Genomic DNA, 970 nt, shown 5'->3' with positions numbered 1-970 from the left:
CAATCCCATCGTTAATAATGATTGCGGTAGGGTGTTTATTACTGTTTTTAGCGATAGCTAAAGGCTTTGAACCACTATTATTACTACCTATTGGTTTTGGTGCAATTTTAACAAATGTACCAGTGGCAGGTTTGTCAGACCCAGGTGGGCTTTTGTACTACGTTTATTATGTGGGTATTGATACGGGGATTTTTCCGCTGTTGATATTTATGGGAGTAGGGGCGCTGACCGACTTTAGCGCACTTATTGCAAACCCACGTATGTTGTTATTAGGTGCGGCTGCACAGTTTGGTATTTTTGCTACATTGTTTGGCGCTATATTACTTAACTATGTGCCAGGTTTTGAATTTACTCTACAGGACGCATCGGCTATTGCCATTATAGGTGGTGCCGATGGGCCAACAGCAATATTTTTAGCATCAAAACTGGCACCTGATTTACTAGGCGCAATAGCAGTAGCTGCGTATTCATATATGGCACTTGTGCCAATTATTCAGCCGCCAATTATGCGTGCACTAACAACCCCAGAAGAGCGTAAAATAAAAATGCCAGAGCTTCGCAAAGTATCTAAAAAGGAAAAGATTATTTTTCCACTTATGGTGCTTAGTTTAACGGCTATGTTTTTACCGGCTGCTATACCGCTGGTAGGTATGTTTTGTTTAGGTAACTTAATGCGAGAGTCGGGTGTTGTTGATAGATTAAGTAACAGTGCTCAAAACGAAATCATCAATGTTACAACTATATTTTTAGGCTTAGCTGTTGGTTCAAAGCTTGCTGCAGATAAGTTTTTAACTGTTGAGACGATTGGTATTTTAGTGCTTGGCGCACTGGCTTTTGCAATTGGTACGGCATCTGGCGTATTTATGGCAAAAGGACTTAACCGAATATCTAAAACGCCTATAAATCCATTAATTGGGGCGGCAGGTGTATCGGCTGTGCCAATGGCGGCACGTGTAGTTAATAAAGTTGG

1 protein-coding gene is annotated in these 970 nt (G+C 41.1%); it reads left to right on the top strand.

The genetic code is table 11. From position 1 onward, the window contains the following. Positions 1-2 precede the first annotated feature (2 nt). The coding region (locus H5072_RS20305) for a sodium ion-translocating decarboxylase subunit beta (protein WP_182694618.1) at positions 3-970 on the top strand (968 nt) is incomplete at its 3' end.

The organism is Pseudoalteromonas sp. SR45-5 (assembly GCF_014163565.1).
GTDB lineage: Bacteria > Pseudomonadota > Gammaproteobacteria > Enterobacterales > Alteromonadaceae > Pseudoalteromonas > Pseudoalteromonas distincta.
This window is presented reverse-complemented; position numbering and strand designations above follow the sequence as displayed.